Raw genomic sequence first — 26093 nt, 5'->3', positions numbered from 1 at the left:
GAAAAGTTATAGAAAAAGTTTCTTATCAACGCAAAGTTCTTTAAATAATACAACAAATGATTATTAGAACAAAAAATAGTGTCATTCTCGTCTCAATTATTACACCCTCCACAGTGTGAGCAAGGCGCGCATGTCCACCAAACAAAAAAGCCCCTTCTCACACCGATAAGGGGCTTTTTTGTTGCCCCCAAGCAAAAAAACCGTTTTTTGTTTGGAAAATAAAAACTGACCCTATTTATTTGTAACGCAATTACGCAATTAGCGTAATTTCGCTCATAGAAAAAATTTGCTTTAAAATGTTCACTATAACAGGCGTGGTCGTGGTCCTCATTATTAGCACCCAAATGGTGTGAGTGAAACCCGATTGCCCTCAGAAGCCTCACTCACACCAACAACGAGTGAGGCTTTTTTGTAAAAAAACCTTTCTATCATGTCAGAGCAACTAAACAAATTCAGCCGCACACTTACCCAAGAAGTGACCAACCCCGCCGCTAAAGCCATGCTTTACGGAGTAGGTCTAACCCAAGAAGATATGCAAAAAGCCCAAATCGGGATTGCAAGTACGGGTTATGAAGGAAATACTTGTAACATGCACCTTAACGGACTGTCGGTGCACGTTAAAAAAGGAATTCAAGAAAACGGCATGGTGGGACTTATCTTCCATACCATAGGGGTATCTGACGGAATGACCAACGGAAACGCTGGAATGAGCTACTCACTCCCCTCGCGTGACTTGATTGCTGACTCTATCGAAAACGTAGTAGGTGCACAATGGTACGACGGCGTGATTGCGGTCGTAGGTTGTGACAAAAATATGCCAGGCGCCATGATGGCCTTGGCCCGCCTCAACCGTCCAGGAATGCTCGTGTACGGAGGAACCATCCGTACGGGTGAATATAAAGGCCAAAAATTAGACATTATCTCGGCGTTTGAAGCCCTTGGAAAGAAATTTGCGGGAACCATCTCGGACGAAGATTACGAAGGTGTGATTCAAAACGCCATCCCAGGCGCGGGAGCTTGCGGCGGGATGTACACAGCCAATACCATGGCAAGCTCGATGGAAGCCATGGGACTTACCCTTCCCAACTCTTCTACTTACCCTGCTACGCACGAAGGTAAAAAAGCAGAGTGTATTGCCATAGGCGCAGCCATGAAGCAATTGCTCGAAAAAAATATCTGTCCACGCGACATCATGACGCGTAAAGCGTTTGAAAATGCCCTTACGGTAGTAATGGCGCTTGGTGGCTCCACCAACGCCGTATTGCACTATTTGGCCATTGCCCGCGCGGCCGAAGTGGAATTTACGTTGAAAGACATTCAAGATATTTCGGATCGTACGCCATTGATTGCTGACCTCAAGCCATCAGGTAAGTATTATATGGAAGATGTATTGGCGATTGGTGGTGTACCTGCCATCATGAAATACCTCCTTCAAAAAGGGCTTCTTCACGGCGATTGCTTGACCGTAACGGGCAAAACCATTGCCGAAAACCTAGCAGATGTTCCTGAGTTAAGCTTTGATAGCCAGAAGATTATCTTCCCTATCGAAACACCGCTCAAACCAACGGGTCACTTGCAAATTTTGTACGGCAACCTGGCAACGGGTGGTGCAGTAGCAAAAATTACGGGCAAAGAAGGGGAGCGTTTTGAGGGAATTGCCAAAGTATGTGAGCGCGAAGAAGAAGTGATTGAATTCATTTCTAAAGGCGAAGTGAAGGCAGGCCACGTGCTTGTGATTCGCAACGAAGGCCCGAAAGGTGGCCCAGGAATGCCCGAAATGCTTAAACCTACTTCGGCAGTAATGGGTGCTGGACTTGGTGATAAAATCGCGATGATTACCGACGGCCGCTTCTCAGGAGGAACGCACGGTTTCGTGGTAGGTCACGTCACCCCTGAAGCATACCTTGGCGGAAACATCGCTTTGGTACAAGACGGTGATAAAATTACGATTGATGCCGTCAACAACGTACTCCAATTGCACGTATCAGACGAAGAATTGGCTGAGCGCCGTAAGCTTTGGAAACAACCAGAGCCTCCGTTTACCAGAGGAACATTAGGCAAGTACATCCGCAACGTAAAATCAGCCAGCGAGGGTTGCGTAACGGACGAAGCGTAAAAAGAAATCACAAACAAAAACCAATAATGTCATGGAGAACTTGACCATGATTGCCCAAGAACAAACAGCAATGGAAGAACCCATTCAGCAAAACGAAGTTTCGCCCCAATTGACCAGCGAAGCTCCACGTATTCTGTCGGGAGCGCAAGCCCTCATGGAGTCGCTTATTGCCGAAGGGACAGAGGTGATTTTTGGCTACCCAGGGGGAGCTATCATGCCTACCTACGACGCCCTTTTTGACTACACCGACCGCCTTGACCACATCTTGGTGCGTCACGAGCAGGGAGCTGGTCATGCGGCACAAGGGTACGCCCGTACCAGTGGCAAGCCTGGGGTCTGCTTGGTAACGTCTGGTCCTGGAGGTACCAATTTAGTGACCCCTATTGCCGATGCCATCATCGACTGCACTCCGTTGGTCTGCATTATCGGACAAGTAAAGTCAACGCTGTTAGGTACCGATGCATTTCAAGAAACGGACATTATTGGCGTAACTACTCCCGTCTGCAAGTGGAACTATCAAATCACCAACGCCGACGAAGTGCCTGCCATCATCGCCAAAGCTTTTTATATTGCTAAATCAGGCAAACCTGGCCCAGTAGTCATCGACTTCACACGTGATGCGCAAGTGAGCCCGATGACCAAACCCTACGAATACAAAAAAGTAGAGACGCTGGCCAGCTATAAACCCCGCGTCATCCCGAAAGATGAGCACCTCGAAAGGGCAGCACAGCTCATCAATAACGCCCAACGACCCTATGTTTTGTTTGGTCAAGGGGTGCTAATTTCGGGAGCAGAAGAAGAACTGAAAGCCTTTGCTGAAAAAACCGACATCCCGTGTGCGAGTACCCTTCTCGGGCTTTCGGCCCTGCCAATTGACCACCCTAATTACGTGGGTTGGCTCGGAATGCACGGCAACTACGGCCCAAACGTATTGACAACCCAAGCCGACGTGGTGATTGCCATCGGAATGCGTTTTGACGACCGCGTGACGGGTGACGCAACTAAGTACATTCGTCAAGCTAAGGTGATTCATATCGAAATCGACCCCGCTGAAATCGACAAGATTATTAAAGCCGATGCACCTGTAGTAGGGGATGCCAAGGAAACATTGCAGCGTCTTTTGCCATTAGTCAAGCAAAATAACCATGCTGCTTGGCGTAATGAGTTCAAGAAATACGACCTTATCGAAGACCAAAAAATTACGCAACGTGAGCTTACCCCTGAAGGCCAAATCAAAATGGCGGAGGTGGTAAACATGCTCTCTGAAAAAACAAAAGGAGAAGCCTGCGTAATTGCTGACGTGGGTCAACACCAAATGATTGCGGCGCGCTATTACAAGTTTAAAAACCCACGTTCTTACATAGCGTCGGGCGGGCTCGGTACCATGGGCTTTGCCATTCCTGCCGCTTTTGGTGCTAAGAAAGGCGCACCCGAGCGTGAAGTGGTAGCATTCATCGGTGACGGTTGTTTCCAAATGACCATCCAAGAACTTGGCACCATTGCCCAAAGTGGACTTCCTGTGAAGTTGATTATCCTCAACAATAATTACTTAGGAATGGTACGCCAATGGCAACAACTATTTTTTGAAAAACGCTACTCGTTTGTAGAGCTTCAAAACCCTGATTTTGTCACTATTGCGAAAGGTTTTGGAATTGCTGGACATACCTGTTCCGACCGCGAGAATTTGGGCGAATCACTCGACCGCCTTCTCCAGTCAGATAAACCTTATTTGTTGGAAGTGATAGTTGAAAAAGAAGAAAACGTTTTCCCAATGGTACCTGCGGGTGCGGCCGTTGCCGATATCCGCTTAGACTAAACGAGGGCTATGACCACTTACACAATTTGTATATTCACAGAAAACACCTTTGGGTTATTGAATAAGATTACGGTCATCTTTACCCGTCGTCGTATCAATATTGAAAGCCTAACGGTCTCCGAAACCGAGCGCCAAGGCGTGTCGCGTTATACAATTACCATCAAACACGACAAACGCGAGGAAGTCGAAAAACTTGTTCGTCAGATTCGGAAAGTCGTCGAAGTGCTTGCCGTGTTTGGTTATTTGGATGACGAAATCGTCTATAACGAAATTGCCCTCTTTAAAGTCGCTACGCCCGTCGGTGGCAAACCGATTGACATCGAAACCATCAACAAAATTTACAAGGCGTGGGTGGTCTATTGGGGACTTGACTACGTAGTGATTGAGAAAGCGGGCAATGAAAACGAAATCTTGGATTTCTTCCGCTATATCAAATCGTACGGTATTTTGGAATTCGTAAAATCGGGTAGAGTAGCCGTCGGGAAAACCCCCGCTGGCTTGGTCGAATACCTACCCGAAGAAGTACATTGGGAGTATTATGTATAAAAGTGCGTTATTTGCAGTTCATTTCACCTCAATACATGGAACAACTGCAATCTCTCACTACTCCTTTTAAGGGATTAGAAGCCCGACTTAAAACGTTCTTTGACAGTAGATTCTGGCAATTCAAGGTATTATTTTTATCCTTGGCTATTTCAGTGAGTACTTTGTTGGTATTCAATTTTATCTTTGTTGACCGTGGCTTTCGCGATTTATACCAAGAAATGCGTCACCCTGGGTCGATAGGTGGTTTTTTTTGGGACGACATCGTCAAGCAAGGTGCTGACCCATTTACACCCAAAGATTACGAAGCAGGTTCACACGAAGCCAATCAAACATTTCGACTTACCGTACCACTCATTGCGTATGCCTTGCACCTCAATGTCGCAGGTTTGTACTTGCTTCATGTCATTGTAGGATTGGGGTTTTTGTGGTTAGTTATTCAAATCACCTACCAAATTCTCCAAAATCGGTTATTGGTGTTTTATTTCCTGACAGGCTTTACAGCCATTTATGCAGGTGCTAATTTTTACATCAATTACCTTGGTCATGCCGATGTGTTTCCGTTTTGCTTCTTAGCGCTTGCGTTTTATTTACGGAATCCATTATGGGTACTGTTGTTTACCCAATTGGCCTTTTGGTGCGACGAACGAGCCATCATCAACTCCTCCTACCTGGGGTTGTGGTTTGTGCTACCCATGCTAAAAGAAGTGATAGAAACCAAACAGTTTCGCCTAAAACAAATTCCTCTTGAGGCAGTAGCGTTGGTGGTAAGTGCAGGTTTGTATTTGGTTGTTAGGCAGTGGCTATCGAGCACCTATGGCTTAAAAGTAGGCCACGACAATGCGCTTTCTCACCGTACTACTTGGTGGAGTTTGAGTATTTTAGGAGATAAGTTTACGCGAGGCTTTGAAGGATTTTGGCTAATTATTTTTGCAGGCATGGCTGTTTTGGTTATGCTCAAAGATTGGCTCACGTTTGGGTTGTTGCTAGGGTGCTTTATGGCTACCGCAGCCATTAGTATCATGGTTGCCGATGGCACACGGTCGCTTTCGTTTGGTTACATGATTTTCTTTTTCATGCTTTCCACCTTACGAAAGCACATTCCTGTCTCCCAGCTCACCTATTTGTTGATAGTAAGTACCCTCATTTCACTTATGCTTCCTATCTCTTTTCCTTAAATGTCGTATGAATCAGGTGTTACATTATCTATTAAGTCAAGAAGCATCTGTTCGTGCTAGTAAGAAATGTAGTGAGTTTGTTCAAGGACAAAGCCAAAATCACTTTCAGTTGTTATTTTAATTTTTGATTGTTTGTCCCATTACGGGATTACGGTATTTTCAACGATGAAAATGCCTTTACCAAAAGTAGCGTCCAACTCCCTTGAGAGTATCGTTGCTACTTAGTTGACAAAAGAAATAAAACCACAGTTATTGTATTACCCAAATAAACAAATCAATTCAATGGCACAAATCAATTTCGGCGGGACCGTAGAAGAAGTAGTAACCCGCGAAGAATTTCCTTTAGAGAAAGCTCGTGAAGTATTGGCAAACGAAACTATCGCGGTAATCGGTTACGGTGTTCAGGGTCCAGGCCAAGGCCTTAACATGCGCGACAACGGCTTCAACGTTATCGTTGGTCAGCGTAAAGGCAAAACATACGACAAGGCAATCGCTGATGGTTGGGTACCAGGCGAAACACTTTTCGAAATCGAAGAAGCCTTGGAAAAAGGTACAATCATTTGTTTCTTGTTATCGGATGCAGCCCAAATCGAATTGTGGCCAACCGTTAAAAAATATTTGACTGCTGGTAAGTCGTTGTATTTCTCGCACGGATTCGGGGTAACTTACAATGACCAAACAGGTATCGTTCCTCCAGCGGATGTGGACGTATTCTTGGTAGCTCCTAAAGGCTCAGGTACTTCACTTCGCCGTTTGTTCGTAGAAGGAAAAGGTCTTAACTCATCGTTTGCGGTGTTCCAAAATGCTACTGGCGAAGCCCGTACGAAGTGTATCGCAATGGGTATCGGTGTAGGTTCAGGTTATTTGTTTGAAACTGATTTCTACCGCGAAGTAACGTCTGACCTGACAGGGGAGCGTGGAACATTGATGGGTGCTATCCAAGGTATTTTTGCGGCTCAGTACGAAGTATTGCGCGAAAACGGCCACTCTCCATCAGAAGCGTTCAACGAAACAGTAGAAGAATTGACGCAGTCGTTGATGCCATTGGTGGCTGAAAACGGAATGGACTGGATGTACGCTAACTGCTCAACTACGGCTCAACGTGGTGCGCTTGACTGGTGGAAGCCTTTCAAAGAAGCTACTAAGCCTGTGTTCCAACAGTTATACAACTCAGTAAAATCAGGCGAGCAAGCCAACATCTCTATCACTCGTAACTCACAACCAGACTACCGCGAGAAACTCGAAGTAGAATTGGCGGAGCTTCGCGATTCTGAAATGTGGCAAGCAGGTACTGCCGTTCGCAGCTTGCGTCCTGAGCGCAACTAAGTCTTAGCAACTTCTACAGAAAGTGTCTTGTTCGTTTTTTACAAGGCACTTTCTGTTTTTTTACACCTAAATACCTATGCAACACTTACTATTCGACAATGTAATTATTGCACAAGAAAAACTAACAAACTATTTATTAATTCATAAAGACCGCGACGACAAGTCAAAATTTTTAAATCAAGCAGGTTATACGATAGAAAATTGGGAAATATTAGCCGCAGATTTACGTTTGCTTTTTATGAAGGGAGAGCCTATATTTGAAGATGATGATGAATATGGCATAAAGTATAATATAAGCGGATTGCTATTTGGCCCTAATGGTCAAACTTTAAAAGTAAAGACAGTTTGGCTGTACGATACAAGAAAAGTGCAAACGAAATTTATAACGCTTTTTCCCGATAAAAGTTTAGAAATATGAAATTTGAACTATACACCCAAGCGGCACTTTCCACTTCCATCCCAAAATATGGGCTTAGAGAAGGTGATGTTGTGACGCTGGTCGAGTTTTTGGAAGGAGATGAGAATCTCCCCAATGCTTATATATGCGAAGTTTTTAACGCAGTTGGCGATACCATTGCAGTATGTACTGTAAAAGAGAACCAGCTGTATGCTTTATCTAAAAACGAAATTCTCCATGTCAGAACCTTGGAGGCTGCCTAAAATCACGACTTTTTAAACCTCAAAAAATCCCCCGAGTTGTGTAACTTCGGGGGATTTTGCAATTATCCCAACTTCATCTGTTTCTATGAGCCTTGCATCTGACAAACATAAGTCCAAAAACGCAGATTTTCCTACGTTTGACAACATACTCCAAGCCGCCGAGCGCATCCGTAAAGTGGTAAAACACACCGACTTGGAGCTAAATCTCAACTTTTCGGAGCGCTATGAAGCCAATATTTACTTCAAACGCGAAGATTTGCAAGTGGTACGTTCGTACAAAATCAGGGGAGCGTACAACAAAATGGCCAGTTTGTCGGCCGAAGCCCTCGAAAAAGGAGTCGTGTGCGCCAGCGCAGGAAACCACGCGCAAGGAGTCGCCTACGCTTGCAACAAAATGCAAGTCCGTGGCACTATTTTTATGCCCAGCACAACACCCGCTCAAAAGGTAAAACAGGTAAAACTATTTGGTAAAAATCAGATTGAAGTAGTCCTCCACGGCGATACGTACGACGACGCTTACCACGCGGCTAAGCACTTTTGTGAAGCCCATGCCGCTACGTTCATTCACCCGTTTGACGATGTGCAGGTGATGGAAGGCCAAGGGACTGTGGGTTTGGAAATTTTCCGCGATGCCGATTTTAAAATTGACTACCTGCTTTTTGCCATTGGTGGAGGTGGTTTGGCTTCAGGCGTTACCACCGTTTTTAAACAACTCAGCCCAGCCACTAAGCTCATTGGCGTCGAACCCGTAGGCTCTCCCACGATGCACACGGCTATCAAAGAAGGGCATGTCGTCACGCTCGACAACATTGATAAGTTTGTGGACGGTGCCGCCGTGAAGCGCGCAGGAGAACACACCTTTGAAGTGTGTCGGAAAAATTTGGACGATATTTTGCTCATTCCCGAGGGAAAAGTTTGCTCCACAATCTTACAACTGTACAACGAAGAAGCCATCGTCGTTGAGCCAGCAGGGGCGCTTACCGTGGCAGCACTTGACCAAATCAAAGACGAAATCAAAGGCAAAGACGTGGTGTTATTGATTGGGGGTGGCAACAACGACATCACCCGTACTGAAGAAATCAAGGAACGTTCGCTCCTCTACGAAGGACTAAAACACTACTTTATCATTCGCTTCCCGCAGCGCTCGGGGGCTTTTAAGGAGTTTTTGAACCACGTTCTTGGCCCCAACGACGACATCGCCCACTTTGAATATTCCAAAAAAACCGCCCGCGAACGAGGTCCTGCTTTGGTAGGTATCGAACTCCGTCACAAAGAAGATTTTGAGCCACTTTTGACCCGCATGAACGAACACAATATTCAGTTTGAGTATATCAACAATAAACCTGATTTATTTGAGTTTCTGATTTGAAAACCAATAACTGATATGAAAACGCATCATTTTCCGATACTCATCGAACAGGATGAAGACAATATTTATATCGTGACTTGTCCTACTTTTAAAGGTTGCCATTCTTATGGGTAAGTAATGATTCATTTAAATTTTTGATATGAACTTTGATTTTAGAAAATACCACGTGCGTGCCATCAATGCGCGCGACGAAGCCGAGAAAGCGGCCATCAACCAAGAATTGAAAGACTTATACGATTCTCTTTCGGAAACCGACAAAAAAGTATTCAATGAAGAGTTACAGAAGTTTTTGGTATCCCAATACAAAGCCATCGGCGACGAATACCAAGCTCTAAAAAGCGGAGGAGCGTTTCCGTCGGATAACTGATAACCATTAACCGATAACCGCCACCCCCATGCTTCGCGTCCCTTCTTCCATCAGCGCCCAACAGTTTCAGTCTCTGAAAATTCAGGACACGACTTTTGTGGCCTATCGGAGCGACGTTTACCCTGAGCGTAACGAAATTTTTTTTGAGGAACATGCCGTCGTTGTCGTGCTTGAAGGAGAAAAGAAGTTTATCTCTCCCAACCAAGACCTGCACGTTCGCAAGGGGCAAATTTTATTTTTCCAACGGGGCTGCTATTCCATGAACGAATCCATCGGAAGCGATTACCGCAGCCTTGTTTTTTTCTTTCACGAAAAGCTACTGAAAGAATTTGTAAGCCAAAACCAAACGTTGTTCGACAAAGCAGACGTCGAAAACCCTCAACCGATTTTAGTGCTGCACTCCTCTTCGGCTTTTGAGAAGTTCATTGATTCCCTTTTTCCCTACTTCAACTCACAAACGCCCTACTTGAATCAATTTTTACGACTCAAGTTTCAGGAATTACTGCTTCATTTGTTGGAAATCGACGGCTCCAATCAGCTCAAAACCATTTTGTTTAATATTTACAAAGGGCAAAAAACGGACTTGGAATACCTGCTCAACAACTACTACCTAAAGCCGCTGACGATAAGCGAATTAGCCCATCTTTCGGGACGAAGTTTATCTGCATTTAAACGCGAGTTTGAAGCCCAATTTCACGCCTCTCCTGCCCATTGGATTAAACAAAAGCGCCTGGAACAAGCCGCTTTTTTACTCAAAAACGCCAACAAAAACGTGTCTGAAGTCAGTATGGAAATTGGCTATGAGAGTGTTTCTCATTTTATCAAAGCCTACAAGGAGAAATACGGTTTTACGCCAAAAAAATACAATTGAGCCAAAATCGCTATTGTTTGAGCGAAGGGCGTCATGTCACTTTGGGAAGATTCCTGCAATTTTGTAACGTAAAAAACCTAGCAAGGTATTTTACCTACAATTTAGTCTTGGGTTTATTAAAGTGTTAAGCGAAAGTAATAAAATAGAATACAAAAGTCTACGTAAAGTAGATGGTCCAAAAGCAGATTTAACCGATTTGGCAGAGACCTGTGTGTGTTTAGCAAATGCGCAAGGAGGAATCATTTTTATTGGAATCGAAGACGAAGAAAAAACGCCGCCCGAAGCGCAAAAAATTTCGCAAGAATTGGTGAATGCCACTGTTTCACGTCTGCAAGCACTTACTTCAGGGGTAGGGCTAGCTAATCCAGAAATTATATTGCATCCAAACGGAGGACAATATTTCCAATTTCAGGTATTACCAAGTAACCAAATAATTGCAGTTACTTCTAAGGGCAAAGTATTTGTCAGAATAGCCGATAAATGTATGCCAGTTGGAGGCAACGATTTGACTAGACTCGCTGCTGAAAAGAATGCTTTTCAGTGGGAATTAGTCATTCATCCAATCCCAATTGATAACATTCCTTCTCAAAATATCAGCTCTTTTGTCAACGATATTAGAAAATCAGACAGAGTCAAAGAGTCAGTAAAAGGGAAAACCGATATTGAGATTCTTGAACACTATCACTTTGTTGAGGGAGGCTATCTTACTAATTTAGGGATTCTTTGGCTAGGTACTCCTGCGCAACGTCGTCGATTAACCTACCCCATTACAGTTGAATATATTGTTTATGATGATTTGGAAAATAAGTTACGAAAAGAATATTGGTATGATGCAAGCCTCAATCCGAAAGAGTTAATTCTCGAAATAGAAAAACAAGCCATCGAATTAAAATATTCATACGAATTGCCTGACGGATTGTTTCGCAAAAAAGTAGCATTTTATGATTCCGTTATCGTTCGAGAACTACTCGTCAATGCCATTGCTCACAAATCGTTCGTTATTTCTAATGATATAACCGTACGAGTTACTCCCAATAGCATGAGTATTAGCAGCCCAGGAGCCTTGCCTTTGGGTGTTACAAAGGATAATATCCTTCACAAGAAACAACGCAGAAATCCTTACCTTATCAATGTTCTTCATGATTTGGGGCTTATGGAGGGAGAAGGCTCAGGTTATGACAAAATCTACGAAATCCTTGGACGTGATTCTAAAGCTTACCCAGTCATTGAAAGTGATTTTGACTCCACGTCAGTGTTGCTGATGTCTCAAATCGAAAGCCCAGAATCATTAAAAGTCATGGATTTTATTTTGAACCATTACCCTTTACGTCAAAGAGAAATCATGACGTTGGGGGTGATAGCTCGCCACCAAAAAATATTAGCGACCCAATTAGCCAAAACCCTTCAACTATCCGATGACGAACGACTTAGGGCATACACTTCAAAGCTGATAGACGGAAAAATTATTGAAAGTCGGGGGGTAAGGAAGGGTACTGAGTTTTTGATAAATCCTACTATAATCAGTGCTGCTAGGATTAACCAAAAGCCTACACTAAAAACGGTTGAGCCTCATGTACTAGAAGCACTCATTATTCAAGACTTACGCGTTTATCCTAACTCTAAAATCAGTGAAATTCATAAGCGTATGGAGGATGTAATGATTGAAGATATCACCAAAACCGTTTATCGTATGGTAAATGACGCTCGATTGCAAGTAAATGGTGGCAAAAAAAATAGGACGTATCATTTGGCATAAAAAAAATAAAATAAAAATAAAAATAAGTTAAGCCGCAGCTAAATGCCCCAAATAGTGCTAAATACGCCCAATAATACCAAAATAAGAATGGTATAAAACGAGTAAAAAGAAAACAAAAATAAAAAAATGTCAAACCAACCAACAACTCTCTTCGACAAAGTGTGGGATGCGCACGTTGTCCGCAAGATTGCAGATGGCCCCGATGTATTGTTCATCGACCGCCACTTTATTCACGAAGTAACCAGCCCCGTAGCATTTTTGGGCTTGGAAAGCAGAGGCATTGGCGTGTTGTTCCCTAACCGTACATTTGCTACGGCCGACCACAACACCCCTACCATCAACCAACACTTGCCAGTTGCTGACCCACTTTCGGCCAATCAGCTCAAGGCGTTGGAAACCAACACCGCCAAATACGGTATTTCGCACTGGGGCTTGGGCCACCAAAAAAATGGTATCGTACACGTGGTTGGGCCAGAAAATGGCATCACCCTCCCTGGCATGACGATTGTTTGCGGTGATTCGCACACTTCTACCCACGGAGCGTTTGGAGCGATTGCGTTCGGTATCGGTACGTCGGAAGTAGAAATGGTATTGGCGTCGCAGTGTATCATGCAGCCAAAACCAAAGAAAATGCGCATTACCATCAATGGGCAATTGGGCAAAGGTGTCCTTCCTAAAGATGCAGTATTGTACATCATTTCTCAAATTTCGGCCAGTGGTGCTACGGGTTACTTCGTAGAATATGCAGGTGACGTGTTTGAAAACATGAGCATGGAAGGCCGTATGACGGTGTGTAACATGTCGATTGAAATGGGTGCGCGCGGTGGTATGATTGCCCCCGACGAAAAAACGTTTGCTTACCTCAATGGCCGTGAGCAGTCGCCAAAAGGCGAAGCATGGGAAAACGCCGTTGCGTACTGGCAAACCCTCAAAACCGACGAAGGCGCTGGGTTCGACTTGGAATACACCTACGATGCGGCCGACATTGAGCCACAAATCACCTACGGAACCAACCCTGGTTTAGGAACGGGCATTACCAAACACATCCCGAAAGCTGCTGATGTACTTGACGGAGCTGCTTCTTACGCTAAGTCACTGAACTACATGGGATTTGCCGAAGACGAAAGTATTTTGGGCAAAGCCATTGATTTCGTTTTCTTGGGAAGTTGCACCAACGGCCGTATTGAAGACTTCCGCGCGTTTGCCTCAGTGGTAAAAGGTCGTAAAAAAGCTGACAATGTAACGGCTTGGTTGGTACCAGGTTCGCACATTGTAGAAGCCCAAATCCAAGAAGAAGGTATTTTGGATATTTTGACCGACGCGGGCTTCCAATTGCGCCAACCAGGGTGCTCGGCTTGCTTGGCCATGAACGACGACAAGATTCCTGCGGGCAAGTATGCCGTAAGTACCTCTAACCGTAACTTCGAAGGTCGTCAAGGCCCAGGAGCACGTACCTTGTTGGCCAGCCCATTGGTAGCCGCTGCCGCCGCTATTACGGGTAAAGTCACTGACCCACGGGAGTTTTTGTAGTTCTATTGCGCATACATTATCACCCAGTATTTGTCACCCTGCAAAGGGTCTAATAATCACTCATCATGGCATACGATAAATTCACCATACTAACCAGTTCGGCAGTGCCGCTTCCGTTGGAAAACGTGGACACTGACCAAATCATCCCTGCTCGTTTCTTGAAAGCCACTGAGCGTAAGGGATTCGGCGATAACCTTTTCCGCGATTGGCGCTACAATGGCGACGATACGCCTAAGGCCGATTTCGTTTTAAACAATCCTCTTTACAGCGGTAAAATCTTAGTAGGAGGCCGCAACTTCGGAAGCGGTTCGAGCCGTGAGCACGCGGCCTGGGCTATCTACGATTACGGATTCCGTTGCGTAGTATCCAGCTTTTTTGCTGATATCTTCAAAAACAACGCCATCAACGTAGGGATTTTACCAGTAACGGTAAGTCCTGAATTTTTGGATAAAATTTTCCAAGCCATCGAAAAAGATGCTAACGCGGAGCTAACGGTCAACCTTCCTGAGCAAACCATCACGATTATTTCGACGGGTGATTCGGAGTCATTTGACATCAACGGCTATAAAAAACACAACCTCATCAATGGCTACGACGATATCGACTATCTACAAGCCATGAAAGAGGAAATCGGTGTATTTGAAGCCGCTCGGCCGTACTAATTTTTATGAGATACATTGAAATAATGGATACGACACTCCGCGACGGTGAACAAACCAGCGGGGTGTCTTTTTCGGCTTCGGAGAAATTGGCTTTAGCGCAGTTGCTCCTTACGGAAGTCAAAGTAGATCGTATTGAAATTGCTTCGGCTAGGGTATCGGCAGGGGAGCTAAAAGCAGTACAAAAGATTACGAAGTGGGCACAAGAAAATGGCTTCATCGACAAGGTAGAGGTACTTACGTTTGTCGATGGCGAAGCTTCTATTGATTGGATGCTGGAGTCGGGCGCTAAAGTGATGAACCTTCTTACCAAAGGGTCGCTTAATCACTTGACGCACCAACTCAAAAAAACGCCCGAAGCGCATTTTGCCGACATCCAAAAAGTAATTGAATTGGCACAATCGAAAGGGATTTCGGCCAATGTTTACCTCGAAGATTGGAGCAATGGAATGCGTAATTCACCCGAATATGTATTTCAATTTCTTGATTTTCTAACTACTCAGCCGATTCTACGGGTATTGCTCCCCGATACGTTAGGCGTACTTACACCCGCCGAATCATATTCGTACATTAAGTCAATTGTGGAACGTTATCCCGATCATCACTTCGATTTCCACGCGCACAACGACTATGACCTCGGCATCGCCAACGTCATGGAGGCTGTGCGGGCAGGGGCACATGGTCTGCACTTGACCGTCAACGGCATGGGTGAGCGTGCGGGCAATGCTCCGTTGGCCAGTGCCATTGCGGTATTGAAAGACTTTATGCCAGAAGTGGAAACGGGCGTCGTGGAAGAGTCCTTGTTTTCGGTGAGTAAAATCGTTGAAACCTTCTCGGGATTGCGTATTCCTGCCAATAAGCCCATTGTTGGTGACAATGTGTTTACCCAAACGGCGGGAATTCATGCCGACGGCGACAAGAAAAACAACCTCTATTTCAACGAGTTGATGCCTGAGCGTTTCGGGCGGAAGCGTTCGTATGCGTTGGGTAAAACCTCGGGCAAGGCCAATATCGAGAATAACCTTCGCGAATTGGGCATTAAACTTTCCGACGAAGACCTCAAAAAGGTAACGCAGCGTATCATCGAACTCGGCGACCGTAAAGAAGTAGTGACGCAGGAAGACCTGCCGTACATTATTTCGGACGTGTTGGACACCAATGCGATTGAGTTTAAGATTGAGATTCTCAATTATGTTCTGACGCACTCCAAAGACCTTCGTCCCTCGGCCACGCTCAAACTCAAAATTGAGGATGAGACGTTTGAGGAAAGCGCCCAAGGCGACGGTCAGTACGATGCGTTTATGAATGCGTTGAAGAAAATTTATGCCAAGAAAAGCCTTGAACTTCCTTTGCTGACCGACTACGCCGTCCGTATCCCAACGGGTGGAAAGACGGATGCCCTTTGCGAAACGGTCATTACGTGGAACTGGAACGCCAAAGAATTCAAGACCCGAGGCTTAGACTCTGACCAAACGGTTTCGGCCATCAAAGCCACTCAAAAAATGCTAAACTTGATTTCGCTTTAGAAGACAATTGATTAACCACAAAGGACTCAAAGAATGGCACAAAGTTCACAAAGTATAGATTACCAAATTGTCGGGTGCGCCTTAGAGGTTCACAAAGCACTTGGGCCTGGACTTCTGGAAAGTGCTTACAAAGAGTGTCTTTTTTATAAACTCAAACAATCAGGGCTATGGGTTGAAAAAGAGAAGCCAATGCCTTTGGTTTTTGAAGAAGTCAAATTAGACTGTGGTTACCGTCTTGATTTATTGGTAGAAAACAGCGTCGTGGTAGAGCTTAAAGCAGTAGAAACCCTGAACGATGTTCATTTAGCCCAAATTCTAACCTATATGCATTTGGGACATTTTAAATTAGGTTTACTCATCAACTTCAATGTCGCAAGATTAAAAGAGGGAATCAAACGAGTCATTCTTTGAGGCCTTTACGGCCCGCCGCTGCGGTGCTATTCTTTGTGCTCATTGTGGTTTATTTTTTACTAAGTAAATGGCAAAAAAACACATCCTTATCGTACCCGGTGATGGAATCGGGCAAGAAGTTACCACGGTTGGTAAACAAGTACTAGACCGTATCGCCGAAAAATTCGGCCATGAATTTACCTACGACGAAGCCCTCATCGGCCACGTAGCCATCGAAGCCACGGGCGACCCGCTTCCTGAAGAAACGCTCGTAAAGATGCGGGCTTCGGACGCCATCTTGTTTGGCGCCGTAGGTCACCCAAAATACGACAACGACCCTTCGGCCAAAGTACGCCCAGAACAAGGTCTGTTGAAAATGCGGAAAGAACTTGGTTTGTACGCCAACCTTCGTCCTATCAAGTTGTTCGACGAGTTGTTGGAAGCCTCAAGTATCAAACCTGAAATCCTTAAAGGCAGCGATATCCTTTTCTTCCGCGAATTGACGGGTGACGTGTATTTTGGAAAACGTGAGCGTCTCGACGACGGCAACACGGCTTACGACACCATGATTTATAGCAAGTACGAAGTAGAGCGGATTGCTCGCAAGGCATTTGAAGCGGCTCGTACGCGTAGTAAAAAATTGATGTCGGTTGACAAAGCCAACGTACTGGAATCGAGCCGTTTGTGGCGCGAAGTGATTCAAAAAATCGCCCCAGAATATCCTGATGTTGAAGTAGAGCACCAATTCATTGACGCCGCTGCGATGTTGCTCATCAAAGACCCACGTCGTTTTGACGTAGTGGTAACGGGTAACCTTTTCGGGGATATTTTGACCGACGAAGCCAGCCAAATCGCAGGCTCAATGGGTATGTTGGCCTCAGCCTCGGTAGGCGACAGCACGGGTGTTTATGAGCCTATTCACGGTTCGGCACACGACATCACGGGCAAAGGCGTAGCCAATCCGTTGGCTTCTGTACTCTCGGCAGCGTTGTTGTTGGATATTTCGTTTGGCCTAAAAGCCGAAGCAGATGCTATCATCGCCGCAGTTGACAAAGTATTGAAAGACGGTTTCCGCACGCGCGACATCGCTAACAGCGAAACTCCTGCCGACAAAATCCTCGGCACCGACGCCATGGGCGCAGAGTTGTTGAAGCATTTGTAGAATCAATGATTCAAGCGATTCGAAACATACTATCAAAGCCCCATATAGCCATCGTTTGGACGGTGGTTATTTTGGGGCTTTGCTCTATTCCACGCCAAGAAATGCCCGATGGAATGGGTTCTGACAAACTTCACCATTTTGGGGCATTTGGAATATTAGGTGCGCTTTGGTATTGGGCCAAACCTAACCCTTGGTGGGTCATTATTGGTGGAAGTCTGTATGGCTTATTTATTGAAGTTTGGCAGTACATTATGCCCATTGGCCGCACCTTCGATTTGTACGATGCCTTGGCCGATGCCGTTGGCGTCATCGTTGCGGTACCTATTGCCCATTGGGTTTGGAAATACTTCAAAACCTATGAGGTTTGAAAACACCCGAACTAAAACCTCATAGGTTTCAGAAATCTTAAACAAAAAAACCTATGAGGTTTGAACGCAACCGAATTCAAACCTCATAGGTTTCAAGAACCTACCTCGTGAGGTTGTAATAACCTCGATTTAATAATAAAACGCACCCCCATTGGTATTTCCAACGAAAAACTAGCCCCTCGTCCTGGTACTACGTCGAGGGTCAAGTGCGTGTGTTTCCAGTACTCAAACTGGTCGCGCGACATGTAAAAATCGCGGCCGTGAATTTCGCCTAGTTTTATATCGGTTTCGTTCAACATCAACTCCCCCACCTCAAAACACATCGGAGCTGAGCCATCGCAGCAACCGCCACTTTGGTGAAACATCAACGCACCGTACTTGGCGCGGAGCGTGTCAATGACCCGCTCCGCCGCCGCCGTTATTGCGATTCTAGACATGCCTAAAAGAATCCTAACTTGTTCTTATCATACGAAATCAACATGTTTTTAGCCTGACGATAATGGTTCAACATCATCTTGTGCGTCTCACGGCCAATGCCTGATTTCTTGTAGCCACCAAATGGCGCATGTGCTGGATATGCGTGATAGCAGTTGACCCACACACGACCCGCTTGTACGGCACGAGCCACTTTATACGCTTGGTGCGTGTCGCGCGTCCATACCCCTGCACCGAGGCCATAAAGTGTATCATTGGCAATTTCAATAGCTTCCTCTTCCGTTTTGAAGGTGGCTACACACACCACTGGCCCAAAGATTTCTTCTTGGAAAATGCGCATTTTGTTGTTGCCTTTAAACAACGTTGGCTTAATATAATACCCACCTTCAAGTCCTTCGTTGTAAGCAGCGCCACCACCCGCCAACAACTCTGCACCTTCTTCTTTACCGAGGTCGATGTAGTGCAAAATCTTTTGGTATTGGTCATTCGATGCCTGTGCCCCCATCATCGTACTTGGGTCGAGTGGGTGACCTAGTTTAATGGCGTTAATGCGCTCAACTACGCGCTCAATAAAGGCATCATAGATAGATTCATCCACCAAAATACGCGACGGACACGTACATACTTCGCCTTGGTTGAGGGCAAACATCGTTGCTCCTTCCAAGCACTTATCGAAGAACTCGTCGTCGGCATCCATGATGCTTTTGAAGAAAATATTGGGCGATTTTCCACCCAATTCGAGCGTAACAGGAATGATATTTTTGGAAGCATACTGCATAATCAGCTGCCCCGTTGTGGTCTCGCCCGTAAACGCAATTTTATTGATACGAGGGCTGGATGCCAATGGCTTACCTGCTTCAATGCCAAAGCCGTTGACAATGTTCAGTACACCCGCTGGCAACAAATCTTGAATCAATTCGGCCAACACCATGATTCCCACGGGCGTTTGTTCGGCAGGCTTCAACACCACGCAGTTTCCTGCGGCCAAAGCAGGCGCAATTTTCCAAGCGGCCATCAACAACGGAAAATTCCAAGGAATGATTTGCCCAACCACGCCAAGCGGTTCGTGCACAATCAGTGATAACGTATTAGAATCCAATTCTGAAGCCGAGCCTTCTTCGGCCCGAATAACGCCCGCAAAATAACGAAAGTGATCAATCGCCAAAGGTAAATCAGCCGCTTTGGTTTCTCGAATTGGCTTACCGTTGTCCCACGTTTCTACACTTGCCAACAGTTCCAAGTTTGCCTCCATCGCATCCGCAATTTTTAACAAAATGTTGCTTCTCGTCGTCACCGAGCTGTTATTCCACTGCGGAGCGGCAGCCCAAGCGGCATCCAAAGCAAGGTTAATGTCCTCTTCGGTCGAACGGGCTACTTTGGTAAATACCTGTCCGTCAACGGGCGAGGTGGTTTCAAAATATTCGCCTTTAACAGGACTTACCCACTGGCCGCCAATGAAGTTATCGTAGTGCGTTTTAAAGATGGGCTTCGCCACCAAGTTGTTTTGTTGTGTGATTACAGTTGACATCGTTTAAGGGCTTTGTGTTTCAAAAAGATTTTGCACAAAACAACCTTCAAAAAATCACATTTAATTGACTTATCCTGCTTACCATTTTCCCTATCCTATCAACTGATTGCACTATTCTATCAACTGTTGTACAATACTACCATTGTATGCGTTTTTGACGTACTTTTAGTATGATTTTAAGAATTAATACAACAAATTCTTTAGCAATAGATACCCATGGTTGAGTTAAATCCTTTGCATTACCAAAACCGCCGCCTCGAAACGTTGGTAGAAAATCGTACCCTGCATACGCTTAACAATGCCGAACTCAACATTTTTGAGACGCACCAAAAGGCCGCGCAAGTGATGTTGCAGTTTCATGAGCCTGTGTTGGCAAGTATGATACGGGGCAAAAAAATTATGCACCTTCAGAATACGCCTTCGTTTGGGTTTTTACCTGGCGAATCGGTGATTTTACCCTCTAACGAATTGATGTGTATTGATTTTCCCGAAGCCTCCGAACAAAATCCTACGCAATGCCTAGCGTTGGCCTTCAACGAAGCCAAACTCCAACAGGCCGTGAATTTGCTCAATGAACGTGGGCTGAAACAAAATGGGAAGGAATGGAGCATGACCGATTATAATTATCATTTTACCAACGACATTGCCATCAACCAAATCCTGCAACGACTTATTTTTATTTTCACCGAAAACCACCCCTCTAAAGATATTTTTGCCGATATGCTGCTGCAAGAGCTTATCATCCGCATTTTACAAACTGAATCGAAGAGTATTTACCTTAAAAAGTCTTACACCCAACCCAACAACGACCGTATTTCGTTTGTGCTCAATTTTATTCGGGAAAATATCACCGAAGACCTCACCATTGAGTTGCTGAGTGAAAAAGCCTACATGAGTGAGTCAAATTTTTACCGTACGTTTAAGCACGAGACGGGTTCTACTCCCATTGATTTTATCATCGAAGAGCGTCTAAAATTGGCAGAAAGTCTGCTTCGTGACCCTAAAATGAGCGTCAAAGAAGCTTTTATGGCCAGTGGTTTCAATAGCTTTTCGTACTTCTGCCGTATTTTTAAGAAAAAGAAAAACCTCTCTCCTACTGAGTTCAAAGAGAAATCGAATCAACTCAAAAATCGGCCCATGGCGTAGGTTGGTACACGTCGATGGGCTAGTTTTTCTTCGTAAACTTCTTTATAAATACATATACAGCAATCGCCAACCGCCAAGCAGCCCGCTTTACGGTATCTAGGCCAAATGCCCAAGTGATGTAGAGGCTTTTTTGAAGTGGCCCATAATTTTCTTCGAGGTATTTTTTTGCATTTTGCTCCGCATCTTGGTAAACCTCAAAATGCGTTTTGGATTTTGTTCCGCTTCCTGAGCTATCAAAGGGCGAATGGTTTGCATAATCATCAATGGGAAAAGCGATGAATTTGTACCCTCTTTTGTAAATTTCGTGGCTCCAAACAGTCCCTAAATCAACGCCTCCCCATGACCCTCCATAACAACCTAAATCCCCGTGAGGAAGTGTTTCTTTGCGGTATTTTTGAACGTCAATCAACGCACAATACTCATTAAGTCGGCATTCTGGGAGCAAGTGAACCCTTCCTTCTTTCAAAACTTTCAACTGTATGTCACGGCGTGGTGTTTCGTACTTTTCGGTGAGCTCAATGGCTTCCTCTAGCGAAGGCACATAGTCTTCATAGCGATTGCTGTTGCATTTATTTCCCCAATTAGGCCCTGCTGGACAGCTCCAACATTGGCCAACCGAACCTACTCCGATAGTATGTTGTGGCGATTCTTTTATTAGCTTAATCATCTCCCCCACAATATTTTTATGAAATAACATATCGTTGTGCATCACAACTAAATACTCTTTATCTGTTATTTCAAGTGGGTACTGAAACATGATACTGTGCCGAAACCGCGAATCAGATTTTGTTCGCTCATAATCGCTCAAGCCAACGGGAATAAAATAACGCGGATAGTACACGGATAAGTTTACCCCTGTGTTTCGGAAGTAATCAATCACTTTATAAATACCAATGTAGTCATTATGAGGCTGAACTCGCTCCCTAGCAAGATATATTGTATCAATATGCTCCCCACAGTGCTCTATCAGGCTTTTTATGGCAATGATTGTGTGGTGCGGCTTTCCATAAAAAGCAATAGAAACATCTACTTTTGAAGACCCTGCTTCCTCTTTTGTGATTTCATTTAAAACTGATGGCTTGTTCATGCGTGTGGAGTCTTAGTGCGCAAATAGTCGATTGATTTTTAATTGGTTTGCTTTTAATAGGTTGTTTATTAAGTTTCTTTATAATTTACCCGCAGATTTACGCTGATTCTAACACCGCAGATAACCGCAGATTTTGGGTGAGTAATTCGGCTAATGAGATTATCTGCGCCAATCCGCGTTGAATTTTAATCTGCATTTATCTGCGGGATAAAAAATATCATACTACTTTTCAAACAAGGTATTTAATTTCTACCAAGTCAGTCTTTATTTACTAGGAAAATAGTATGTTTAAAAGAAAACAAGTTAGGTATTTACTGTGAAATTACCGTCATAAGCCTAATTTTGCTCCAAAATGCGCTCATTATGCTTTACCTCGAAACTCCACGCCTGTATTTCCGCATTTTCCGACCCGAAGACGCTGCTGACTTATTCCGAATCGAAGGGGATGCCGATGTTATGCGATTCATCCGTACCCCTGCGGCTGACATTTCGCATAGCCACCAGCGCATCGCCAATGAACTCGTTTATGCCTCGGAAAACGAAGGACTAGGATTATGTGCTTGTTACGAAAAAGAAAGTGGAACGTTTGTAGGACTTGTCAAAATCAAACACGTAGAAAATACCGATGCCCTCGAAGTAGGATACGGGTTTGTGCCCGAAGCTTGGGGCAAAGGCTACGCCACCGAAGTGACTCGCACATCTATCGAACACCTCCAAACGAATTTTGCTGGACGCCCCATCATCGCCTTCATCCATCCTAATCATCATAGTTCACGGCACGTATTAGAAAAAGCGGGCATGAAGCAAGTACCAACCATCTTTGAAGGGCATGAAGAGGCGGTTGTGTTTGAGTTTATGGCTTAACTTCTCACATTTCCCCCTCTACACCGAGCCCAAACAGGGCAAAATCGTACTTAACGGGGTCGTTGGGATCGAGTTGTTTGAGGTTTTCGGTGAGTTCTAGGGCCGTTTGCCAGTCGGTGGTGGGACGCTGAATAAGTCCCAACTTACGCGCTACCCGATCTACGTGTACATCGCACGGGCATATCAATTGCGAAGGTTTCAGGGCATTCCAAAGGCCAAAATCAACTCCTTTGTCGTCTTTGCGCACCATCCAGCGCAAAAACATATTCAGCCGCTTACACGATGATTTTCGTACGGGTGTGGCAATGTGTTTACGGGTACGTTCTGGAAAATCTTCGAGGCTAAAAAACAACTCATGGAAGCCTGCAAGGCCCTTTTCTACGTGCAGCGCCTCTACGGGAAGGGCGTGTACAAACGCTTCTTCTAGCGAGTGATGATGTTGGTAAAAGTGCTTAAAAAAATGAAGAAAATAGAGCGTATCGGTGGCGTTGAACGTCCGATGTTTGAAGTTGAGAAACCGTTTTAGGTCTGATTCGGTATGATTACGAACAAAATCGTAAGGAGCACCGTCCATGAGTTGAATCAACTCTTGGCATTTGTTGATAATCGTTTTACGCTGTCCCCACGCCAAAACTGCCGCCCAAAAACCCATGATTTCGATGTCTTGTAACTTCGAAAACTGATGCGGAATACTAATGGGGTCGTTGGGGATAAAATTGGGCTGGTTGTACTGAGCTACTTTTGCTTCCAGCAGCTCCACCACATAGTTGGTCATTAGATGCTACGACCTCCCTTCAACACCCACACTAACCCGCGAGAAAGCCCCGAAAATAGCAGAACAATCCCCGTAAATATCCACGTAAAAAGCGAAATAAATGGGTAAAAAATGGTAAAAGCAACGCTCCAAATACGAAAGCCGAGGGATTTTTTGATTTGTTCGCGTTCTTGGCGGCGAGAAAGCATTTTTATTTATGTTAATGGTAATTAGTACAAATTTCGGTTTTTGAATCGAAAACAAAAAATCAATTTGTGAGCACTTTATTTTATCGCGACCCAAGGAGATAGAACAATTGGACTGTTGCCCCGCCCGTGCCCGTTACTAAACCATTAGACAACCGCAATCCTTGGCCTGGCAGGTAGGGATAATTTCGATTCCCAAACGCTGAAATAGCCATCGCATTGCGTGCCAATAATCGTGTTTGTAGGCGTTTAAATAGTAAGAATTGCGCTCCTAAAGTAAAATCTACCCCTGCTTCCCCCCCAGCTTTTGAGGGAACAGCCGTGGTATAACTTGGAAAATACTCGCCGTCAAGTACGATGTTTCCTTCTGCTTTGGTGCGAGACAGGGTAAGGTAATATCCCCAAAAGAAACTCACGGCCCCATGTCTAGTAGCACTATGATGTTCTCTGCCAAGTTTAAGATAAATCCCCGTTATCCGTTGTTGAAGGCGTTGGGCTTGTAGATGTTCTAACGAAGCGTATCCTAGCCCCAGCGTTATCAATTTAGAAGTATTTGCGCGCCCCAACTGCACATACACTTCTCCAATTCTAGGATTATAAAGACGCGCCTTTTCGTTCGTCACCAAACCACTTATTACTGTTTCGCTTTGAGAAAAAGTCATAAAAGGAATATTTTTAAACCCATCTATCCCAATAGCCTGAATTCGTAATGGCTGTTGCTGGGCTCCTGCCAACCATGAAAAGCTTAGCAAGAAATAAGTCATTAGCTGTTTCATAGTTCTGCAATTTGAACGTTTATTCCCCCTCCTGTACCGCTTTGGTAACTTGCATAATACCCATTATACTGTACTTCTGCCCTTTTGAAACTCGATAAAATGGTGCGCCCAGTCGTTGGTTTGGCTATTTCCAATACGTAACCGCATCGTCTAAAATTCTGTATATTGGTTGTATAAAACACCGTGAGCGTGTCAGTACGCCCTTGTTGTTCAAAAATATAGGTTGTTTGCGATTCGTTTAGGTTTAGTGGCAAATGCAAATCTCCATAAGCTGCTTCCGTGGAGGACTTTATGCCTTGGGGAGAAATTTCTTTTGTAGCGCCAACTACCCTAATTTTAGTAAAAATAGGTTTGGCACTCCGCCAATTAAATTGAATAGACAGCGTAGGTTCCGACGTCACACCGCATTCTTCGGTACAGCTCAAACAGGATAAGGCCCCAAAAAGAATAATGAATACTTGTATTTTCATGGCGTGTTATGAAGTATTATTACCCCAAAAATAAGAAACTATGTTTGAACACCACAGCCAAAAAGTCATCTCTCAACCTCGTTTTCAACGTCGAGTTATCAAATATGCTGCCGTAGCAGTCGGAATGATTGGAATTTCGTGGTTGATTGGCGCACTGGGCTACCGCTACCTCACCGACCCGCACATGGGCTGGGTAGATTCGTTTTATAATGCGGCGATGATTTTAGGAGGCATGGGTCCCGTTGATACGCTTCATTCGGACGTAGCCAAAGTTTTTGCGTCTTTCTACGCACTTTTTAGCGGAATCACCTTTTTATCAGCAACTTCGGTTCTGTTCGCCCCTTTTGTGCACCGTTTTTTACACGTTTTGCACGTCGATTCAAAAGACCAATAACCAACAGAATACCTACTTTTTATACACCCTCACGTAATCCACCAAAAATACGTCGGGGTAAACAGTGTATTGTAAATCTTTCTTTTCCGAGGGAAGTTCCATGCTTAAAATCAGGTATTCTTCCATCCGTGAAATCCCGATGGTTACTTCATAAAACTTGTACCCATCAATAAAAAAGGCGTATTTGTCGGGCGTCCATTCCAACGCAAAAGTGTGGAATCCTTCGCTTACTCCTTTGAGGTAACTTTGCATTCCGCGCGTACTTTTTTGGTTGGGGCCATACGCCCAATGTACATTATGGGAGACAATATCCACACCCAGTTTTTTGAAGAATTCAAAAATATCTATTTCAGCTCCATAAACGGCGGGGTCTTCACCCTTGGATATGTCAGGCGACTGAATCCAGAACGCTGCCCACACGCCTGGCGATTTCTGCAACTGCGCCCGACATTCAAAATAGCCGTATTTGGTTATCAGTTTCCCCTGCGTACCCACCGCCCCAATCAGAATACTGTCTCCTTTTTGGATAGCGTGCAATTTCAAAAAACCGTCCTTCACTTCCACCGCTTCGGGCGACACGTAGCCTAAGGCGCGCGGCCCTACTCCCCTTACCGCCCATTTTTTAGCATCCAGTTGATTCCCATTAAAATTATCTTCCCAAAACAGGGAATAGCCTAGTTTTTCGGGTGTAAACTGCTCCTGAGACATCGGCGGCTGGGCAGGACGCTGGGCCAAACAAACCTCAACGCATAAAAAACTAAGGAAAAAACAGACAAACGTTTTCATGTAAGGAGGC

Annotated in this window: 28 protein-coding genes; 20 read left to right on the top strand and 8 right to left on the bottom strand. The window is 44.8% G+C overall.

The genetic code is table 11. From position 1 onward, the window contains the following. The first annotated feature begins 430 nt into the window (after nucleotides 1–430). The 17 genes from ilvD (at nucleotide 431) to AC23N5_RS27225 (ending at nucleotide 17637) form a co-directional block, all read left to right on the top strand. Nucleotides 431–2116, top strand: a complete 1686-nt coding sequence (gene ilvD / locus AC23N5_RS27305) for a dihydroxy-acid dehydratase (RefSeq protein ID WP_183975034.1) — start codon at nucleotides 431–433, stop codon at nucleotides 2114–2116. Between the two features lie 31 nt (nucleotides 2117–2147). Beyond that, nucleotides 2148–3932 (top strand): biosynthetic-type acetolactate synthase large subunit, encoded by a 1785-nt coding sequence (gene ilvB / locus AC23N5_RS27300; RefSeq protein WP_487757966.1) that lies wholly within the window; start codon nucleotides 2148–2150, stop codon nucleotides 3930–3932. A 9-nt stretch (nucleotides 3933–3941) separates the two neighbouring features. Next, entirely contained in the window at nucleotides 3942–4478 is a 537-nt protein-coding gene (gene ilvN / locus AC23N5_RS27295) for an acetolactate synthase small subunit (protein ID WP_183975049.1), read from the top strand. Between the two features lie 35 nt (nucleotides 4479–4513). Beyond that, nucleotides 4514–5653: a hypothetical protein gene (locus tag AC23N5_RS27290; protein WP_487757965.1), complete on the top strand. Its 1140-nt coding sequence runs from the start codon at nucleotides 4514–4516 to the stop codon at nucleotides 5651–5653. A 282-nt stretch (nucleotides 5654–5935) separates the two neighbouring features. Further along, on the top strand, nucleotides 5936–6979 hold the full coding sequence (ilvC, locus tag AC23N5_RS27285) for a ketol-acid reductoisomerase (RefSeq protein WP_487757964.1): 1044 nt from the start codon (nucleotides 5936–5938) through the stop codon (nucleotides 6977–6979). Nucleotides 6980–7055: 76 nt separating this feature from the next. After that, nucleotides 7056–7397, top strand: coding sequence for a DUF6883 domain-containing protein (locus AC23N5_RS27280; protein ID WP_183975057.1), 342 nt, complete (start codon nucleotides 7056–7058; stop codon nucleotides 7395–7397). Beyond that, nucleotides 7394–7639 (top strand): DUF4926 domain-containing protein, encoded by a 246-nt coding sequence (locus AC23N5_RS27275; protein WP_183975058.1) that lies wholly within the window; start codon nucleotides 7394–7396, stop codon nucleotides 7637–7639. Before AC23N5_RS27280 ends, AC23N5_RS27275 begins: the two co-directional genes overlap by 4 nt. An 85-nt stretch (nucleotides 7640–7724) precedes the next feature. Further along, on the top strand, nucleotides 7725–9008 hold the full coding sequence (gene ilvA, locus AC23N5_RS27270) for a threonine ammonia-lyase (RefSeq protein ID WP_183975060.1): 1284 nt from the start codon (nucleotides 7725–7727) through the stop codon (nucleotides 9006–9008). A 139-nt stretch (nucleotides 9009–9147) separates the two neighbouring features. Further along, complete coding sequence (locus tag AC23N5_RS27265) at nucleotides 9148–9375, top strand: hypothetical protein (protein ID WP_487757963.1); 228 nt, start codon at nucleotides 9148–9150, stop codon at nucleotides 9373–9375. Between the two features lie 28 nt (nucleotides 9376–9403). Continuing rightward, nucleotides 9404–10246, top strand: coding sequence for a helix-turn-helix transcriptional regulator (locus AC23N5_RS27260; protein ID WP_183975064.1), 843 nt, complete (start codon nucleotides 9404–9406; stop codon nucleotides 10244–10246). Nucleotides 10247–10367: 121 nt separating this feature from the next. After that, complete coding sequence (locus AC23N5_RS27255) at nucleotides 10368–12002, top strand: RNA/DNA-binding domain-containing protein (protein WP_487757962.1); 1635 nt, start codon at nucleotides 10368–10370, stop codon at nucleotides 12000–12002. 126 nt (nucleotides 12003–12128) lie between these two features. Beyond that, complete coding sequence (leuC, locus tag AC23N5_RS27250) at nucleotides 12129–13532, top strand: 3-isopropylmalate dehydratase large subunit (RefSeq protein ID WP_183975066.1); 1404 nt, start codon at nucleotides 12129–12131, stop codon at nucleotides 13530–13532. A 65-nt stretch (nucleotides 13533–13597) separates the two neighbouring features. Beyond that, nucleotides 13598–14194: a 3-isopropylmalate dehydratase small subunit gene (leuD, locus tag AC23N5_RS27245; RefSeq protein ID WP_487757961.1), complete on the top strand. Its 597-nt coding sequence runs from the start codon at nucleotides 13598–13600 to the stop codon at nucleotides 14192–14194. Between the two features lie 23 nt (nucleotides 14195–14217). Then, a complete protein-coding gene (locus tag AC23N5_RS27240; RefSeq protein ID WP_229601358.1) occupies nucleotides 14218–15717 on the top strand; it encodes an alpha-isopropylmalate synthase regulatory domain-containing protein in 1500 nt (499 codons plus the stop codon). Between the two features lie 33 nt (nucleotides 15718–15750). Further along, complete coding sequence (locus AC23N5_RS27235) at nucleotides 15751–16128, top strand: GxxExxY protein (RefSeq protein WP_487757960.1); 378 nt, start codon at nucleotides 15751–15753, stop codon at nucleotides 16126–16128. Between the two features lie 67 nt (nucleotides 16129–16195). Continuing rightward, on the top strand, nucleotides 16196–17269 hold the full coding sequence (leuB, locus tag AC23N5_RS27230) for a 3-isopropylmalate dehydrogenase (protein WP_028522076.1): 1074 nt from the start codon (nucleotides 16196–16198) through the stop codon (nucleotides 17267–17269). Nucleotides 17270–17274: 5 nt separating this feature from the next. Next, nucleotides 17275–17637, top strand: a complete 363-nt coding sequence (locus tag AC23N5_RS27225; RefSeq protein ID WP_183975072.1) for a VanZ family protein — start codon at nucleotides 17275–17277, stop codon at nucleotides 17635–17637. A 92-nt stretch (nucleotides 17638–17729) separates the two neighbouring features. On the opposite strand, the gene AC23N5_RS27220 is transcribed toward AC23N5_RS27225, so the two are convergent. After that, nucleotides 17730–18074, bottom strand: coding sequence for a DUF779 domain-containing protein (locus AC23N5_RS27220; RefSeq protein WP_487757959.1), 345 nt, complete (start codon nucleotides 18072–18074; stop codon nucleotides 17730–17732). Nucleotides 18075–18076: 2 nt separating this feature from the next. Next, entirely contained in the window at nucleotides 18077–19600 is a 1524-nt protein-coding gene (locus tag AC23N5_RS27215) for an aldehyde dehydrogenase family protein (RefSeq protein WP_487757958.1), read from the bottom strand. Between the two features lie 216 nt (nucleotides 19601–19816). Here AC23N5_RS27215 and AC23N5_RS27210 point away from each other — a divergent pair, with 216 nt between their 5' ends. Continuing rightward, nucleotides 19817–20746: an AraC family transcriptional regulator gene (locus AC23N5_RS27210; RefSeq protein WP_183975078.1), complete on the top strand. Its 930-nt coding sequence runs from the start codon at nucleotides 19817–19819 to the stop codon at nucleotides 20744–20746. 19 nt (nucleotides 20747–20765) lie between these two features. Here AC23N5_RS27210 and AC23N5_RS27205 read toward each other — a convergent pair whose 3' ends face one another. Further along, on the bottom strand, nucleotides 20766–21833 hold the full coding sequence (locus AC23N5_RS27205) for a hypothetical protein (protein WP_487757957.1): 1068 nt from the start codon (nucleotides 21831–21833) through the stop codon (nucleotides 20766–20768). 363 nt (nucleotides 21834–22196) lie between these two features. Between AC23N5_RS27205 and AC23N5_RS27200 the strand changes: the two genes are divergently transcribed. Continuing rightward, a complete protein-coding gene (locus tag AC23N5_RS27200; RefSeq protein WP_487757956.1) occupies nucleotides 22197–22697 on the top strand; it encodes a GNAT family N-acetyltransferase in 501 nt (166 codons plus the stop codon). A gap of 4 nt (nucleotides 22698–22701) precedes the next feature. Here the strand turns inward: AC23N5_RS27200 and AC23N5_RS27195 are convergent, their stop codons facing one another. From AC23N5_RS27195 to AC23N5_RS27180, 4 genes are all read right to left on the bottom strand, one after another. Beyond that, complete coding sequence (locus tag AC23N5_RS27195) at nucleotides 22702–23472, bottom strand: TIGR02757 family protein (protein WP_487757955.1); 771 nt, start codon at nucleotides 23470–23472, stop codon at nucleotides 22702–22704. Continuing rightward, nucleotides 23472–23660 carry a hypothetical protein gene (locus AC23N5_RS27190; protein ID WP_183975085.1) on the bottom strand — a complete coding sequence of 63 codons (189 nt, stop codon included), beginning with the start codon at nucleotides 23658–23660 and terminating at the stop codon, nucleotides 23472–23474. The genes AC23N5_RS27195 and AC23N5_RS27190 overlap by 1 nt, the downstream gene beginning before the upstream one ends. Nucleotides 23661–23740: 80 nt before the next feature. Next, a complete protein-coding gene (locus tag AC23N5_RS27185) occupies nucleotides 23741–24433 on the bottom strand; it encodes a hypothetical protein (RefSeq protein WP_487757954.1) in 693 nt (230 codons plus the stop codon). Further along, the gene (locus AC23N5_RS27180) at nucleotides 24430–24903 is read right to left on the bottom strand and encodes a hypothetical protein (RefSeq protein WP_487757953.1); all 474 of its coding nucleotides are present in this window, start codon (nucleotides 24901–24903) and stop codon (nucleotides 24430–24432) included. The genes AC23N5_RS27185 and AC23N5_RS27180 overlap by 4 nt, the downstream gene beginning before the upstream one ends. A gap of 40 nt (nucleotides 24904–24943) precedes the next feature. Here AC23N5_RS27180 and AC23N5_RS27175 point away from each other — a divergent pair, with 40 nt between their 5' ends. Next, complete coding sequence (locus AC23N5_RS27175) at nucleotides 24944–25297, top strand: hypothetical protein (protein WP_487757952.1); 354 nt, start codon at nucleotides 24944–24946, stop codon at nucleotides 25295–25297. 12 nt (nucleotides 25298–25309) lie between these two features. Here AC23N5_RS27175 and AC23N5_RS27170 read toward each other — a convergent pair whose 3' ends face one another. After that, the gene (locus AC23N5_RS27170) at nucleotides 25310–26083 is read right to left on the bottom strand and encodes a glycoside hydrolase family 16 protein (RefSeq protein ID WP_487757951.1); all 774 of its coding nucleotides are present in this window, start codon (nucleotides 26081–26083) and stop codon (nucleotides 25310–25312) included. Between the last annotated feature and the right edge of the window lie 10 nt (nucleotides 26084–26093).

The sequence above is a fragment of the Runella sp. R5_40 genome (assembly GCF_057652295.1).
Note: the sequence above shows the minus strand (reverse complement) of the source record. Positions and strands in the feature narration are given on the sequence as shown.

Coding starts and splice junctions, on each gene's coding strand:
- ilvD (WP_183975034.1), top strand. CDS start 431: ATGTCAGAGCAACTAAACAAATTCAGCCGCACACTTACCCAAGAAGTG.
- ilvB (WP_487757966.1), top strand. CDS start 2,148: ATGGAGAACTTGACCATGATTGCCCAAGAACAAACAGCAATGGAAGAA.
- ilvN (WP_183975049.1), top strand. CDS start 3,942: ATGACCACTTACACAATTTGTATATTCACAGAAAACACCTTTGGGTTA.
- AC23N5_RS27290 (WP_487757965.1), top strand. CDS start 4,514: ATGGAACAACTGCAATCTCTCACTACTCCTTTTAAGGGATTAGAAGCC.
- ilvC (WP_487757964.1), top strand. CDS start 5,936: ATGGCACAAATCAATTTCGGCGGGACCGTAGAAGAAGTAGTAACCCGC.
- AC23N5_RS27280 (WP_183975057.1), top strand. CDS start 7,056: ATGCAACACTTACTATTCGACAATGTAATTATTGCACAAGAAAAACTA.
- AC23N5_RS27275 (WP_183975058.1), top strand. CDS start 7,394: ATGAAATTTGAACTATACACCCAAGCGGCACTTTCCACTTCCATCCCA.
- ilvA (WP_183975060.1), top strand. CDS start 7,725: ATGAGCCTTGCATCTGACAAACATAAGTCCAAAAACGCAGATTTTCCT.
- AC23N5_RS27265 (WP_487757963.1), top strand. CDS start 9,148: ATGAACTTTGATTTTAGAAAATACCACGTGCGTGCCATCAATGCGCGC.
- AC23N5_RS27260 (WP_183975064.1), top strand. CDS start 9,404: ATGCTTCGCGTCCCTTCTTCCATCAGCGCCCAACAGTTTCAGTCTCTG.
- leuC (WP_183975066.1), top strand. CDS start 12,129: ATGTCAAACCAACCAACAACTCTCTTCGACAAAGTGTGGGATGCGCAC.
- leuD (WP_487757961.1), top strand. CDS start 13,598: ATGGCATACGATAAATTCACCATACTAACCAGTTCGGCAGTGCCGCTT.
- AC23N5_RS27240 (WP_229601358.1), top strand. CDS start 14,218: ATGGATACGACACTCCGCGACGGTGAACAAACCAGCGGGGTGTCTTTT.
- AC23N5_RS27235 (WP_487757960.1), top strand. CDS start 15,751: ATGGCACAAAGTTCACAAAGTATAGATTACCAAATTGTCGGGTGCGCC.
- leuB (WP_028522076.1), top strand. CDS start 16,196: ATGGCAAAAAAACACATCCTTATCGTACCCGGTGATGGAATCGGGCAA.
- AC23N5_RS27225 (WP_183975072.1), top strand. CDS start 17,275: ATGATTCAAGCGATTCGAAACATACTATCAAAGCCCCATATAGCCATC.
- AC23N5_RS27220 (WP_487757959.1), bottom strand. CDS start 18,074: ATGTCTAGAATCGCAATAACGGCGGCGGCGGAGCGGGTCATTGACACG.
- AC23N5_RS27215 (WP_487757958.1), bottom strand. CDS start 19,600: ATGTCAACTGTAATCACACAACAAAACAACTTGGTGGCGAAGCCCATC.
- AC23N5_RS27210 (WP_183975078.1), top strand. CDS start 19,817: ATGGTTGAGTTAAATCCTTTGCATTACCAAAACCGCCGCCTCGAAACG.
- AC23N5_RS27205 (WP_487757957.1), bottom strand. CDS start 21,833: ATGAACAAGCCATCAGTTTTAAATGAAATCACAAAAGAGGAAGCAGGG.
- AC23N5_RS27200 (WP_487757956.1), top strand. CDS start 22,197: ATGCTTTACCTCGAAACTCCACGCCTGTATTTCCGCATTTTCCGACCC.
- AC23N5_RS27195 (WP_487757955.1), bottom strand. CDS start 23,472: ATGACCAACTATGTGGTGGAGCTGCTGGAAGCAAAAGTAGCTCAGTAC.
- AC23N5_RS27190 (WP_183975085.1), bottom strand. CDS start 23,660: ATGCTTTCTCGCCGCCAAGAACGCGAACAAATCAAAAAATCCCTCGGC.
- AC23N5_RS27185 (WP_487757954.1), bottom strand. CDS start 24,433: ATGAAACAGCTAATGACTTATTTCTTGCTAAGCTTTTCATGGTTGGCA.
- AC23N5_RS27180 (WP_487757953.1), bottom strand. CDS start 24,903: ATGAAAATACAAGTATTCATTATTCTTTTTGGGGCCTTATCCTGTTTG.
- AC23N5_RS27175 (WP_487757952.1), top strand. CDS start 24,944: ATGTTTGAACACCACAGCCAAAAAGTCATCTCTCAACCTCGTTTTCAA.
- AC23N5_RS27170 (WP_487757951.1), bottom strand. CDS start 26,083: ATGAAAACGTTTGTCTGTTTTTTCCTTAGTTTTTTATGCGTTGAGGTT.